Here is a 12,691-nt window from a genome sequence, read left to right as displayed (position 1 = left end):
AGAGGTCGACAGTGTCAAGGAATTCAGGCAGTTAGTTCTTCGGCACAACCAATTGGTGCTGGAGCACTTTGGACTCCTGCTCGCCCAGGATTCCACCGGCAAGCTTTAGGGTGTCGCCCTCCTGAAGGTAGGGGAAGCGTCCGGACATGGCGACGCCTTCCGGAGTGCCGGTGTTGATAAGGTCTCCGGGCTCCAGCACCATGTACTGGGACAGTCGGTACACCAGCTCGGCGGCGTCGAAAACCATGTCGGCAGTAGAGCTGTCCTGCCGCGGATTGCCGTTGACCCAGGTCTGCAGGCGCACGCTGGCATCACCGGCCACGGCGTGGACTTCAGCTGCGGGGACAAGCCACGGCCCGATGGGAGTGAACGTGGGGCAGGACTTGCCCAATGTCCATTGCACACCCGAGTGCTCCAGTTGGAACTCGCGCTCCGAGATGTCGTTGGCCAGCACGTAGCCGGCGATGCAGGCGGCCGCGTCGGCCGGGGAAGCGAGGTAGCTGGCGCGCCGGCCGATCACCACGCCCAGCTCCACCTCCCAGTCGACCTTTTCGGCGCGGGGCGGGATGACGACGTCGTCGTTTGGCCCGATCACGGTGTTGGGGTGCTTGTAGAAGACGATGGGCCGCTCGGGAATGGGGTTGCCGGATTCGGCAGCGTGGCCGGCATAGTTCAGGCCGATGCCAAGCACTGCGCCGGGTCGGGCAATCGGTGCGCCGATGCGCAGGCCGGCAGAGTCAAAGGGTGCCAAGGCCTCAAGCGGCAGCTCGTCCAGCCGGTGCGCCCAGCTTTCCAGGAATGCCACGTCGATATCGGCGGTGACCGGCCGCAGGTCGTATGCCTGCCCCTCCGTGGAGACGAAGATGGGTACTTCCTGTCCGGCTTCGCCGATGCGCATAACTTTCATGCGGGGTCCTTTCGCTGTGGTCTGGGATCCGCGCCGGGCAACCGAACCGAGCCGGCATGCCGTCGGCAAGCATTGAGCCGCCTGCGTTTCCTATTTCATAATGTGGAAACTAATTCTCGCTACACGGTAGAGCGACTTTATCCAGCGACGGCTGGTGCGTCAAGTTTTCCGAAGCTTCAGGGGTTCTGCCGTTGCTGTTCCTGCAGGGCCTTGCGGTAATCGTCGGGGAACTGGTCGTGGTATTTCTCGACATGGTGCGCGGACTGCGCGCCTGCCTGCTCCGGATCGCCGCTGGCAATAGCTGCCCAGAGGTCGCGGTGTTCCTCGATCAGTTCGGGCAGGTCGGTGGCGTAGCGGAGCAGCCAGTTCATCCGCCCCTGCAGCGGTTCCAAGGCGGTCCGCAGGAAGTCATTGTCGGCAATCCGGGCTATTTCCTGATGGAAGCCGCTGTTGGTGCGGAGGGCTACAAGCAGCGAACCCTTGGCGAAATGGCGTTCGGCTTCGTCGAGATAGCCCTTCAGCCGGTCCAGGTCTTCGGGGGTTGCACGGACCGCCGCGAGCCGGCAGGCCAGCACTTCCAGGGAATGCCGGACGGCAAAGAGGTCTTCGACGTCCTTTTCGCTCAGGCTGCTCACTTCCGCACCGCGGGCCCCGCGGTCGCTCACCAGACCTTCCTGGCGGAGCATCCGCAGTGCCTCGCGGACCGGAAGGCGGGAGACGTGGAACTCCGCGGCGAGGTCGCGTTCCACCAGCGGGGTGCCGGGGACATAGCGGCCTTCGAAAATCCTCGAACGGATCGCATCGCGCACAGTATCCCGAAGCGGTTTGTCCTTTTCGGGGGCTCCATCTGTGCGGCTCATCGTTTTCTCCATCCGATCTCCAAAACTGCAATGCGGGCCCAAGCGATTGGAGCAGGAATCCAACCTGCTGGCCGCAGAAAAGCCTTTGGGATACCGAGTTGGGATCCCAAAATCATAGTGCTGCCGCTGATCAGGGTCAAACAAAATCGTGCGCCTTCCTGTGCACATCGAGCGGCGGCCCCGAGGAGCGATCAGGCGAACAACGACGGCGGTCGCTCCCTTCTGTCCGGAGACCCACTTTCCGTCGTGCGCACCACCGCTGTGCCCCTGTCCGGCAGCGGGCTCAATCCGCTTCCTGGCCTTGAACAGCGGCGATTTTGGGCTTTATTGGCATACCAACGCCGTGATCCCGCGTCAGCCCGCCGACGGGGCATTGACTGGGTCCTCCGGTTCCTTGACTGTGATTGGTGTCACCCATAACCTTGTTTCAATTCCTGAAAACAATTTTCCACAATATGAAAACAGGTAGAAATGACTGCACTCCAGGACCAGAGGTCAACGTCGACCGCACTGCCCCTGAGCCCGCGCCTTTACAACGAGGATCTGGCACCCACCAAAAAGGCAGGCCGCACGTGGTCGGCCTACAACATTTTCACTTTGTGGGCCAATGACGTCCACAGCCTCGGCAACTACGCCTTCGCCATCGGGCTGTTCGCCCTGGGGTTGGGAGCGTGGCAGATCCTGCTGGCGTTCCTCGTCGGCGCGGTGCTGCTCTTCCTGCTCCTGAGCCTCTCCGGCTTCATGGGGGAGAAGACCGGTGTTCCCTTCCCGGTCATGAGCCGCATTGCCTTCGGCATCCACGGCGCGCAGCTTGCCGCCGTCGCCCGTGGCGGCGTGGCCATCGCCTGGTTCGGCGTCCAGACCTACCTGGCCTCCGTGGTCCTGCGGGTGATGCTGACGGCCATGTTCCCCGGGCTGGCACCGCTGGACACCAACAACTTCCTCGGCATGTCCACCCTGGGCTGGATCTCCTTCGTGGCGCTCTGGATCCTGCAGGTCATCATTGTCAGCTTCGGCATGGAAATGATCCGCAAGTACGAGGCCTTCGCCGGCCCCGTCATCCTCGTCACCATGCTGGCCATTGCGGTCTGGATGTTCATCGAGGCCGGCGGCTCCATCGCCCTCTCCACCAACGAGAGCCTGACCGGCGGCGAGATGTGGCGGCAGATCTTCGTGGGCGGCGCCCTCTGGATCGCCATCTACGGCACGTTCGTCCTGAACTTCTGCGACTTCACCCGCTCGGCCACCAGCAAGAAGGCCATCACCCGCGGCAACTTCGTCGGCATCCCGCTGAACATGCTCTTCTTCGGCGCCATCGTCGTCGTACTTGCGGGTGCGCAGTTCAAGATCAACGGGCAGATCATCGAGAGCCCGTCCGACATCGTGCAGACCATCCCCAACACGTTCTTCCTGGTGCTGGCCTGCCTCGCGTTGCTGGTGCTCACCGTCGCGGTGAACCTGATGGCCAACTTCGTGGCACCGATCTACATGTTCACCAACCTCTTCCCGCGCCGCCTAAACTTCCGCTCGGCCGCAATTGTCAGCGCCGTCATCGGCCTGGTCATCCTGCCCTGGAACCTCTACAACAACCCGGTAGTGATCGTGTACTTCCTGGGCGGCCTCGGCGCCATCCTCGGCCCGATCTTCGGCGTCATCATGGCCGACTACTGGATCATCCGGAAGGCGCAGATCAACGTCCCGCACCTGTACACCGAGGCAGCCAACGGCGAGTACCACTACAAGCGCGGCGTCAACCCGCGGGCCATCATCGCCCTGGTTCCGGCCTCCGTCATCGCGATCATCCTGGCCTTGGCTCCCGCCTTCAGCGCCGTCGCCGGTTTCTCCTGGTTCTTCGGCGCCGGCCTGGCTGCGGTCTTCTACCTGATCGTGGCCGACCGCAAGGCACGCTTCCGCGACGTCGACGGCGAAGCACTCGCCGTCGCCAGCGTTCACTAACCGTTCACTACCAACGACCAATCCCTATCCAGCAGGAGAATTACTGTGCGCATCCTCGTCGTGAATGTGAACACCACCGAGTCCATGACCGAAGCCATCGGGCGGCAGGCGGCCGCCGTGGCGTCGCCGGGAACCGAGATCGTCGCGCTGACTCCGCTCTTCGGCGCGGACTCGGTCGAGGGCAACTATGAAAGCTACCTGGCCGCCATCGCCGTGATGGAAACGGTCCGCAACTACCCGGAGCCGTTCGACGCCGTCATTCAGGCCGGCTACGGCGAGCACGGCCGCGAGGGGCTCCAGGAAATCCTGGACGTCCCGGTCGTGGATATCACCGAAGCCGCCGCCAGCACCGCGCAGTTCCTCGGCCACAAGTACTCCGTGGTGACCACCCTGGACCGCACCGTCCCGCTCATCGAGGACCGGCTCAAGCTCGCCGGACTGGACGCCCGCTGCGCCTCCGTCCGCGCCAGCGGCATGTCCGTCCTGGGCCTGGAGGAAGATCCGGACGCGGCCGTCAACGCCATCGTCGCGGAAGCCGCCATCGCCGTCGCCCAGGACAAGGCGGAAGTGATCTGCCTGGGCTGCGGCGGCATGGCCGGCCTCACCGAGCGGGTGATCGAGCGGACCGGAGTGCCCGTTGTCGACGGCGTTGCTGCCGCCGTCACGATCGCGGAATCCCTGGTTCGGATGGGATTAACGACGTCGAAAATCCGCACCTATGCGCCCCCGCGGCCTAAAACCTTCAAGAACTGGCCGCTGAGCTCCGTCCCGGTGCTCGCCGGCCAAGCCTAATTAGAAACCCACTACTCACAGGATTGCAGAACCACCATGACAGAAACCATCAGCCGCCCAGCCTCCGCACCCACCGGACCCGCCACCGACTATGACCTGGTCATCCGCGGCAACCGGATCATGACCACCGCCGGCGAAGTCGCCCGCGAAGTCGGCATCCGGGACGGAAAGATTGTCGCCATCGAGCCCCTGGGCAACAACCTGGAAGGCGCGGAGGTCATCGAGCTCTCCGCCGAGGAAGTCCTGCTCCCGGGACTCGTCGACACCCACGTCCACGTCAACGAACCCGGCCGCACCGAATGGGAAGGCTTCGCCTCCGCCACGCGTGCAGCTGCTGCCGGCGGCGTCACCACCATCATCGACATGCCGCTGAACTCCATTCCGCCGACCGTCAACGTGGACGCGCTCGAGCAGAAGCGGGCGGCGGCACGTGAGCAGGCCTTCGTGGATGTCGGCTTCTGGGGCGGGGCCATCCCCGGCAACCAGGGCGACCTTCGCGGTCTGCATGACGAGGGCGTCTTTGGCTTCAAGTGCTTCCTGCTCCACTCCGGCGTGGACGAATTCCCGCACCTGGAAGCGGACGAGATGGAATCGGACATGGCCGTCCTGAAGACCTTCGACTCCATCATGATCGTGCACGCGGAGGACTCGCGCGCCATCGACCGCGCGCCCACCGCCGAGGGCGACCACTACGACAAGTTCCTGGCTTCCCGGCCGCGCGGTGCCGAGAACGTCGCCATCGCCGAGGTCATCGAGCGCGCCCGCTGGACCGGCGCCCGCGCCCACGTGCTGCACCTGTCCTCCTCGGACGCGCTGCCGATGATCGCTTCCGCAAAGCGCGACGGCGTCCGCATCACCGCGGAGACCTGCCCGCACTACCTCACGCTCATCGCCGAGGAAATCCCGAACGGCGCCACCGCGTACAAGTGCTGCCCGCCCATCCGCGAGGCCGGCAACCGCGAACTGCTGTGGGAAGGCCTGCTGGATGGGACAATCGACTGCATCGTCTCGGACCACTCGCCCAGCACCCTGGACCTGAAGGACCTGGAGAACGGTGACTTCGCCGTCGCCTGGGGCGGTGTCTCATCGCTCCAGCTCGGCCTGTCGCTGATCTGGACCGAGGCCCGCCGCCGCGGCATCACCCTGGACAAGGTCATCGACTGGATGTCCACCAAGCCGGCCGCGCTGGCAGGGCTGAACTCCAAGGGCAAGCTCGCGCTAGGGTACGACGCCGACCTGTCTATCTTTGCGCCGGACGAGTCCTACGTAGTGGATCCGGCCAAGCTCCACCATAAGAACCCGATCACCGCCTACGCGCAGAAGCCGCTCTCCGGCGTGGTCCGCAAGACCTACCTGCGCGGACAGCAGATCGACAGCCAGACCCCGGCCGGACAGTTGCTCCGCCGCGGCATAGCCTGACCCAACCAACAGGGGCGGTTGCTGCATAGCGAAGTGCAGCAGCCGCCCCACCACGAAAGGCAGCAAGTCCATGAGCAGCTCCACGGCGAGTACTCTGATCAACACGTTTGCAGTCGGCGACGACGGCACTGCGAGCTGCGAAGATTCCACTTGCCTCTACTGCAACGGCCCGGAGACGGACTGATCCTGCGGCCGCCCCGGCGAAAGGATCAGCGGTCCCCGCGCAGATCGTCGAGGATGTCCTCGCTGTTTTCATCCAGCCGAGTTCTGGCAAGCAGGCTGTAGTCCACCGGTCCCGCAGACGCGGCAGGACGAACGGCGCCCCCGAGCAGCAACCGTTCAAAGGGTGACGACGACGGCGGGATAAGCGTCGCCGCCACCTCGCCCTTGATTGTCACGCCGATGATCTCCCCGCTTCTGACGCGCTTAAGGATTTTGCGGCTCTCGTTGCGGAGCTGACGATGGGGAATGGTAGTCATGATTGACGCCTCCTTCGCTGGCGCCCTGTGCGGGTTGAGCATGGATGAATTCTCGGTCCTTCAGGCTGGGAAGTTGGCGTCTAAGGACGCTCGACGTTGATCGGCTCTTCCAATCAGATCAAATCTTTACCGTCGGCGCTATACCCATCAGCTACAGCCTCGGCCGTGGCCTTCCAGGAACTAACCAGGATGACAAGGCGGTCATAGCGGCCGACGGACGCGCAGCCTCGTGTCATGTCAATGACTTCACTGGCAAACGTCGCCTGATCCTTACGATCGAGAAACACTACATCGGCCCGGAAGGCCGAGACCAGGTCTCCCGTGGCCTTCGACGTCGCGTAACGTCCGCACAAAGGCCCGAATCTGCAGCATTGGAGTGCGACGACCAGTCGGTGCTGGTTAAACGGCGAGGCCGCCGGATCAACTCGATGATCGCGGCGGCCTGGCCGATGACGTTTCTCCCCAGAACGGTCGCGGTGTGGATGGCTCGGTGTATCACAGTCGCTCAGCTCCAGCGAGCGTCGGCCTCGACACCACCAGGAGAGCTGATACAAAGCGCTATAGACCCGTCTGGCTCACTCCGTACTCGGCCTGCTCCGGGGTGAAGCCCTCGAAGATCAGCTGGTCGTAGAGCCCGCCGCGAGAGAAGGAGGTGTAGTCGAGATAGTCCTTGGCTTTGTTGGCTGCCTGCTCGTTCCAGTCGACTGTCACGCGGTCTACGGCCCAAGTCGCATCCTCGGTCGAAAACTCCTCGAACTCCAGTTGACCGATCAGACCGGTGCGCGAGAAGGCGGTGTAGTCGAGGTAGTCAGCAGCTTTCCCCAGAGCATTCTGCTGACTGATTGTCCCAGCATTGGCCTTGGCAGCAGCATCAGCTTCAGCCTTGGCGGCAGCATCCGCCTCAGCTTTCTCCTTGGCAGCAGCATCAGCTTCAGCCTTAGCGGCGGCGTCCTCTTCAGCTTCAGCCTTTGCGGCGGCCTCTTCTTCAGCTTCCGCCTCCGCAGCGGCCTCAGCCTCGGCGACTGCTTGAGCGTCAGCAGCGGCAGGATCCTCTGTTGGCTCTGCCTCGGTAGCAACAGCGGAGCTTTCCGGCGCGGAAACGGCCGAGACGGACGTTGCGGGGGTCGACTCGCCGCGGGTGGCGTTGAAAATGATGCTCAGGAGGATGAAAACACCTGTGACGATCCAAGCGATTTTCTTGTGCTTGTCGTAACCCTCCAGCGGAAGACCCCGCTTATCCCGGGTCTTGTTCGCCAGAACGAGAATAAGGTCGACGAGGGCCCATATGCCCAGACCACCGAAGGTGACCAGCTTGAGGACGCCGGTTCCGATTTTGCCCAGATAGAACCGGTCCACGCCCAAAACGCCGAGGAGGAGGGAGAGCAACCATGTCACAAGGAACGATTTATTGCTCAGCTGCGGCTGTCCATAGCCGTGGGTTGGAGGATATGGCGCGGTGTAGGGGCTTTGGCTCATGAGAGTCCTTCCATAGGACACTTGACCGACGTGCGATGCGAAGTGTGCGAGGTGGGTGCGGTGATGGACGCGCATAGAGGGAACTCAGCATGGAGCGCGGGCCGCAAAGGCGGTTGATTGCGCCAGCAGACAATTAAAAACAAAATCGCTTCCCCCAATAGCGACACGGGCGCAGATGCCCGCAAACGTCTGCTACAGCTTAATCGATACATGTATGCAAATCAATCAAATTGGAAGTGACTTTTCAGGCGTCGACGCTGCTTACCATCCGTAATACCGGCGCCTGGCCGGAGAGACGCAATGCAGGGCAGACAACTGAGCAGTTACAACCGGTTCAACACGGCCTGCTTCACGGCGCTGGCCACCGCACCGCAGCGTTCGTGCAAGGCCTCCGACACCGCCGGTGTGAAGACCGCATTCATCGACCCGGGATCGCCCTGGGAGAACGGGTTCATCGAATCATTCATCGCCCAATTCCGAAGGGAACAACTCTCCGGAGAAATCATGGACACCGTGGCCGAAGCCAAGTGCTTGACCGACGAATGGAACGACATCTACAACGTGAATGGCCCCACGGATCCCTGGACGGAATGACGCCATCCAACTACTGGAATCAGTGGACCGCAGACCACCAATTAGCTATCGCGTAGCTGCTGGACTGCTAAAGCGGGCCCAATCAGTCCCGCCTCCGGCATCCCACCGTTCAGGTTTCCTAACCGGTACTCGTCGAAAACAGTCGCTGTACCTGATGCGAAGTCACCGGCATGCTGGACTATGGAAGCACCAAATCAAAAGCCTAGAAAGGCACCCACATGAGCAACTCAACGGCGAGTACTCTGACCACCACTTCGGCAGCCGGCAACGGTCCGGCCCGGTTCTTCAACGCGGACGCCATCGGCCCGTACGACGCAACCTGCGAAGACTCCACTTGCCTCTACTGCAACGGCCCCGAGACGGACTAAATGCCTACTCGTTGACCGATCCGGCCTCTGCCGGACGGTTGCGGATGCCCCAAGCCGAGACGAGGCCTCCGGCGATGGCGAGGATAGCGACGACCACGAGTACCCGGCGGAAGCCGTCGCCGTCGAGCACGGCGCCGAGAATGACGCCGGCGAATGCCACGGCAATCAGCCCGGCGATGCGTGACACTGCGTTGTTGATGGCGGATCCGATTCCGCTCTCGCCAGAACCTACAGCGGAGAGAATGGCGGAGGTCAGCGGGGCAACCGTAATGGCAAGGCCCAGCCCGCAAACGAGCAGACCGGGCAGCAGTTGTGTCCAGAAGTCCACCGGGATTCGCACGGCAGTCATCATCAAATAGCCGGTACCGACCACCAGGGGACCCACCGCCATAAAAATACGCGGACCGAACCTCCCCGCCAGCCCACCGAAGGTGCCGGATAACAGCAGCATCAATATGGCAACGGGGATGGTAGCCAGACCGGCTTGGGTTGCGGAGAACCCGGCGACCTGCTGAAGGAACAGGACTAGCACCAGCATGCCCAACGACAACGCGGCGTAGATGAACGCCGTGGCGATGTTGCCGATGCCGAAATTGCGCATCCGGAACAACCGCAGCGGCATCATCGGATGCGCGGTGCGGTTTTCCCACCAGAGGAAGACTGCGAAGGACACCACTCCACCGGCCAGGGAACCAACGACACCGGGATGGCTCCAGCCAAGCCGTTGCTGCTCGATCAGCGCGAAGACCGTTCCACCCAAGCCGACTGCGGCCAGCACGGCACCAACCACATCCAGCGGCCGGCTTTGTGCAGAAGGCTGTCCCTCGAGCCTCCTGAGTATTACTAGGGTGACGGCAATGGGGAGCACGTTGATGGCAAATATCCAGCGCCAATTCAACAGGTCAACCAGGAGACCGCCGAGCAATGGCCCCGCGATGGCGGAGGTACCTGTCCAGCCGGCCCATAACCCGATGGCTCGGCCCTGGGCTGCATCCCTGTAGGAGGACATGATCAGCGCCAGGGAACTGGGCACAAGCAGGGCGCCGCCGAGACCTTGGACGGCACGTGCTGCAATCAGCACGCCGCCGGTCGGCGCCAGCGCGCAGGCTAGGGATGCCAGGCCGAACAGGACCAGGCCCAGCCGGAGTATGCGGACCCTGCCGAACCCGTCGGACAAGGAGCCTGCAATGAGGATGAGGGCGCCGAGGGTCAGAAGGTAGGCATCAACAACCCACTGCTGCAGCGCCAGTCCACCGCCCAGATCGTCCGTCATCGCGGGCAGCGCAACGTTGATAATCGCGCCGTCCAGGAATGCCACGAACGAGGCTAGGATCGCGACCCACAGCACCGGACGGAGCGCGGGATCGAGGCGGACGGCTTCCTTGCGCCCCATGCGGGAACGCTTGTTCATTCCTGCCTCGCTTTCGGACCCTTTACCGGAGCCGTCGGCCAAAATGCCGCGGCAAAGCGCTGCTCCAACTCTAGCGAGGGTTCGCGAACCCAACCTGCTAACTTGTCGTCATGACAGAACGCGTAGGACAACTTGCATCAATCTCGCTCGACTGCCCGGATACCGATCAACTCGCAGCCTTCTACTCCCGACTCCTGGGCCTTGAGGAAGCATTCGCCACTCCGGATCGCGGCGTCGTTGCACTCTCTGGAGCAGGGCCCATGCTCACGCTGATGCGGGTGGACAGCTATGTCCCGCCTTCCTGGCCGGAAGGTCCGCAGCATCAGCAATTCCACCTGGATGTTGCCGTCAGCGAGCTGGAGCCGGCTGTCGCGAGTGCCCTCACGCTGGGCGCCACGGAGGCGGAGCACCAGCCCGCACCGGACCAGTGGCGCGTGCTCGTCGATCCCGTCGGCCACCCCTTCTGCCTCACTGTCGTCCGCCCGGACTGAGGAAAGGGGATGCCGTTGTACTGGCCAAAGTCAGGAGTACTTTCCAGCCTCCAGACCAGCTGGGTGCCTACTCGTTGGCCTATCCGGCCTCTACCGGAAGGTCGCGGATACCCCAAGCTGAGACGAGGCTGAATGGACACACATGGTGCCGCTGCTTGGTCATATCGAAATCGAATATAGGGTTGAGGCACGACTGTAATCGTAATCACGGGGGTAGATGTGTCACTGCAGTATGTTCCGATTCTAAAGGCGAAGCAAGGCGAACTTAGTGCTCTTCAGTCTTGGAGGGATTCCGACTTCCCAAACACTACCCCCCTCGTGGAGGTCGTCCCATGGGAGCGGGACGACGACATCGATGGGGATGATGGCGGAGAAATCAGGAAGGCCGTCTCCAGAATTGGAAAGTCCTGGGCGGGCAAACGTGCAACCATGCTGCTCGATGCCGCTTCCGCTGAGAGGGACCCAGAGAACGGTTGGGAATCATCAGCTCGCACCCCCGTCCTGTCGGAGATGTTGCGTCAATTGCGTCGAGAGCTTGTAAACGTGGCGCCGGTCGTTCGGGTGTCCGCCGGAGACGCATATACACGGCGCCTTGCTGACATTCACTACGAGTCGCCCATGGAGCGAGGCGCAATCCGGATAACGGCGGAGGATTTAGACGACACGGCGACACCCCTAGGAGACCTTGCGCTTAGGGTCGCCGACAATATTCGAATTCATCCAAGAAAACTGGACATCATCCTGGACTTCGGGGCGGTAAATGACGACGCTACCGCCGCTATGGCGGCGCGGCTGGCAAGATTCGTTCTACCTCAGTTGGCGGACGGAACTTGGCGATCGATCGTTGTGGCCAGTGGCGCATTCCCCGTCAACCTCTCGGAAGTCTCACCAAATAAGGTGGCAGAACTCGAGCGCTTTGACTTGCGCCTATGGCATAGCCTTCAAACGTTCAAAATCGGAACTCAGATTCACTTCGGAGACTATGCCGTTACGCATCCATTGATTCCCGTAGGAGTTCCATTCGCGGCTGCTCCGCAATTGCGGTACACCCTAGAGGATAGGTGGCTCGTAGCGAAGGGGCGCCGACAGGATCGGCGTGGACATGCTCAATTCTTCGATATATGCGCCGAAGTCCTGCGACAGGCTGGAAGATCGGCCCCCGACTACGATGTCTCCTGGGGGGACGAACGAATTCATCAGGCGGCGCGTCAGGCGGTAAATCCCTTGCCGGAGCTTGAACGGCTTGCACCATCGTCGCCTGTAGGACCCGGAAACGCGTCGACGTGGCGAGCAATCGCTACTTCACACCACATGGCCTATGTATCTCGTCGGTTGTCCGAGACGGGCGCGCCTTGAGTCGAGCGCGAACCGCTGCCTGCAACTCGTCTAACGGAAGCATCTCCACCAGGCGGTCCCACAGTACCCATCTGGTAGCTTTTGAGAGTCCCTTGTGAAGACCTCTCTCGCTAAGCTCTTCGAATGCTTCGTCTCGCCAAAGCAACTGTGCAACTGCCAGGGGGTCGATCTTCGGGTTGTGCTGGGGCTCGCGCTCCCAGTGGAGCCGCACCCTGGAGTCCGCGTCTTGAGTGGCGCACATTACGCCCCACCATTCGGGAACAGCGCCCATCGCCTTGTTCGCATGCTTTTCAGTAGAAACTATGGATGCGAAGTCCAGTACCAAATTGTAGTGTTCGATCTGGCTAGGCAGACGCGTCAAGTTGTCTCTCGGCGACTTAATCTCGAAGCCGGTAAGGGCGCCATTAATGAGGCAGACGTCCACTCGAGAGGCTCCGAGACACAAAGACAGCTCGGACCAGACTCGGTTGTCAACAGGGTCTGGATGTTCGCTACGAAGCTGATCAATGAGCGCCGAGCGGATCTCAATGTCTCGCATGTTCACTATGTTAGTCCTCCAGGGGTGATGGTCGTTTGATAGTC

At 62.2% G+C, this 12,691-nt stretch carries 12 protein-coding genes and 1 pseudogene; 7 read left to right on the top strand and 6 right to left on the bottom strand.

Features of this window, described 5'->3' with window-relative positions; genetic code table 11:
* Nucleotides 1–31: 31 nt before the first annotated feature.
* Both HGO92_RS02895 and HGO92_RS02890 read right to left on the bottom strand, forming a co-directional pair.
* Complete coding sequence (locus tag HGO92_RS02895) at nucleotides 32–907, bottom strand: fumarylacetoacetate hydrolase family protein (RefSeq protein ID WP_169991658.1); 876 nt, start codon at nucleotides 905–907, stop codon at nucleotides 32–34.
* Between the two features lie 176 nt (nucleotides 908–1,083).
* Nucleotides 1,084–1,767, bottom strand: a complete 684-nt coding sequence (locus HGO92_RS02890; protein WP_169991656.1) for a GntR family transcriptional regulator — start codon at nucleotides 1,765–1,767, stop codon at nucleotides 1,084–1,086.
* Between the two features lie 471 nt (nucleotides 1,768–2,238).
* Here HGO92_RS02890 and HGO92_RS02885 point away from each other — a divergent pair, with 471 nt between their 5' ends.
* From HGO92_RS02885 to allB, 3 genes are read left to right on the top strand one after another with little or no spacing between them, the layout of a single operon-like run.
* Nucleotides 2,239–3,723, top strand: coding sequence for an NCS1 family nucleobase:cation symporter-1 (locus tag HGO92_RS02885; protein WP_169991654.1), 1,485 nt, complete (start codon nucleotides 2,239–2,241; stop codon nucleotides 3,721–3,723).
* Nucleotides 3,724–3,768: 45 nt separating this feature from the next.
* Nucleotides 3,769–4,515 (top strand): aspartate/glutamate racemase family protein, encoded by a 747-nt coding sequence (locus HGO92_RS02880; RefSeq protein ID WP_169991652.1) that lies wholly within the window; start codon nucleotides 3,769–3,771, stop codon nucleotides 4,513–4,515.
* A gap of 36 nt (nucleotides 4,516–4,551) precedes the next feature.
* Nucleotides 4,552–5,934, top strand: coding sequence for an allantoinase AllB (gene allB / locus HGO92_RS02875; protein ID WP_169991649.1), 1,383 nt, complete (start codon nucleotides 4,552–4,554; stop codon nucleotides 5,932–5,934).
* A gap of 209 nt (nucleotides 5,935–6,143) precedes the next feature.
* Here the strand turns inward: allB and HGO92_RS02870 are convergent, their stop codons facing one another.
* Both HGO92_RS02870 and HGO92_RS02865 read right to left on the bottom strand, forming a co-directional pair.
* Nucleotides 6,144–6,413, bottom strand: coding sequence for a type II toxin-antitoxin system Phd/YefM family antitoxin (locus HGO92_RS02870; protein WP_169991647.1), 270 nt, complete (start codon nucleotides 6,411–6,413; stop codon nucleotides 6,144–6,146).
* Between the two features lie 558 nt (nucleotides 6,414–6,971).
* Nucleotides 6,972–7,808: an Ltp family lipoprotein gene (locus tag HGO92_RS02865; protein WP_440915751.1), complete on the bottom strand. Its 837-nt coding sequence runs from the start codon at nucleotides 7,806–7,808 to the stop codon at nucleotides 6,972–6,974.
* Between the two features lie 387 nt (nucleotides 7,809–8,195).
* On the opposite strand from HGO92_RS02865, the pseudogene HGO92_RS02860 reads away from it, so the two are divergent.
* Nucleotides 8,196–8,539, top strand: a pseudogene (locus HGO92_RS02860) (integrase core domain-containing protein); the annotation flags it as partial.
* Between the two features lie 162 nt (nucleotides 8,540–8,701).
* Entirely contained in the window at nucleotides 8,702–8,851 is a 150-nt protein-coding gene (locus HGO92_RS02855) for a hypothetical protein (RefSeq protein ID WP_169991645.1), read from the top strand.
* A gap of 4 nt (nucleotides 8,852–8,855) precedes the next feature.
* Here the strand turns inward: HGO92_RS02855 and HGO92_RS02850 are convergent, their stop codons facing one another.
* Nucleotides 8,856–10,262: a DHA2 family efflux MFS transporter permease subunit gene (locus tag HGO92_RS02850; RefSeq protein ID WP_440915750.1), complete on the bottom strand. Its 1,407-nt coding sequence runs from the start codon at nucleotides 10,260–10,262 to the stop codon at nucleotides 8,856–8,858.
* Between the two features lie 110 nt (nucleotides 10,263–10,372).
* On the opposite strand from HGO92_RS02850, the gene HGO92_RS02845 reads away from it, so the two are divergent.
* Nucleotides 10,373–10,753, top strand: coding sequence for a VOC family protein (locus HGO92_RS02845; RefSeq protein ID WP_169991643.1), 381 nt, complete (start codon nucleotides 10,373–10,375; stop codon nucleotides 10,751–10,753).
* A gap of 219 nt (nucleotides 10,754–10,972) precedes the next feature.
* Complete coding sequence (locus HGO92_RS02840) at nucleotides 10,973–12,109, top strand: beta family protein (protein ID WP_346768823.1); 1,137 nt, start codon at nucleotides 10,973–10,975, stop codon at nucleotides 12,107–12,109.
* Here the strand turns inward: HGO92_RS02840 and HGO92_RS02835 are convergent.
* Nucleotides 12,051–12,647 (bottom strand): sce7726 family protein, encoded by a 597-nt coding sequence (locus tag HGO92_RS02835; protein ID WP_169991641.1) that lies wholly within the window; start codon nucleotides 12,645–12,647, stop codon nucleotides 12,051–12,053. The genes HGO92_RS02840 and HGO92_RS02835 overlap by 59 nt on opposite strands.
* Between the last annotated feature and the right edge of the window lie 44 nt (nucleotides 12,648–12,691).

It is taken from the genome of Crystallibacter degradans (genome assembly GCF_012952295.1).
In the GTDB taxonomy this organism is placed as follows: Bacteria; Actinomycetota; Actinomycetes; order Actinomycetales; family Micrococcaceae; genus Crystallibacter; species Crystallibacter degradans.
Note: the sequence above shows the minus strand (reverse complement) of the source record. Positions and strands in the feature narration are given on the sequence as shown.

What these genes read in the sequence shown, in the direction of transcription:
- HGO92_RS02895 (WP_169991658.1), bottom strand. Translation starts at nt 907, where the DNA reads ATGAAAGTTATGCGCATCGGCGAAGCCGGACAGGAAGTACCCATCTTC.
- HGO92_RS02890 (WP_169991656.1), bottom strand. Translation starts at nt 1,767, where the DNA reads ATGAGCCGCACAGATGGAGCCCCCGAAAAGGACAAACCGCTTCGGGAT.
- HGO92_RS02885 (WP_169991654.1), top strand. Translation starts at nt 2,239, where the DNA reads ATGACTGCACTCCAGGACCAGAGGTCAACGTCGACCGCACTGCCCCTG.
- allB (WP_169991649.1), top strand. Translation starts at nt 4,552, where the DNA reads ATGACAGAAACCATCAGCCGCCCAGCCTCCGCACCCACCGGACCCGCC.
- HGO92_RS02870 (WP_169991647.1), bottom strand. Translation starts at nt 6,413, where the DNA reads ATGACTACCATTCCCCATCGTCAGCTCCGCAACGAGAGCCGCAAAATC.
- HGO92_RS02855 (WP_169991645.1), top strand. Translation starts at nt 8,702, where the DNA reads ATGAGCAACTCAACGGCGAGTACTCTGACCACCACTTCGGCAGCCGGC.
- HGO92_RS02850 (WP_440915750.1), bottom strand. Translation starts at nt 10,262, where the DNA reads ATGAACAAGCGTTCCCGCATGGGGCGCAAGGAAGCCGTCCGCCTCGAT.
- HGO92_RS02845 (WP_169991643.1), top strand. Translation starts at nt 10,373, where the DNA reads ATGACAGAACGCGTAGGACAACTTGCATCAATCTCGCTCGACTGCCCG.
- HGO92_RS02835 (WP_169991641.1), bottom strand. Translation starts at nt 12,647, where the DNA reads ATGCGAGACATTGAGATCCGCTCGGCGCTCATTGATCAGCTTCGTAGC.